At 70.2% G+C, this 255-nt stretch carries 1 protein-coding gene; it reads left to right on the forward strand.

Annotation, left to right across the window (positions count from 1 at the left end; genetic code table 11):
- Positions 1-255 (forward strand): hypothetical protein (locus tag AB4Y34_RS42440; RefSeq protein ID WP_368719376.1); only part of this gene is annotated, 255 nt, incomplete at both ends.

A 255-nucleotide genomic window follows, 5' to 3' on the forward strand; every position in this document is an offset into this window, starting at 1 on the left:
CAGGGCGGCGCCGCGGACGATGTCCTGGGCGGCATCGAGTGGCTGGGTGCGCAGGAGCGCACCAACTATCCCCTGACCCTGTCGGTGGAAGACTGTGGGCAGGCGCTGGGCCTGACGGCGGAAGCGGTCGAGCCGGTTTCAGCAGAGCGTATCTGCGGTTACATGCAACATGCGCTGGAGCATCTGGCGGGCCTGCTGGAGCGCTCGCCGCACACGCCGGTGCGGGAGCTGGAGATCCTGCCGGCGGCGGAGCGC

Origin of the sequence: Paraburkholderia sp. BR10954 (assembly GCF_040965775.1) — a bacterium.
Taxonomy (GTDB): Bacteria; Pseudomonadota; Gammaproteobacteria; order Burkholderiales; family Burkholderiaceae; genus Paraburkholderia; species Paraburkholderia youngii.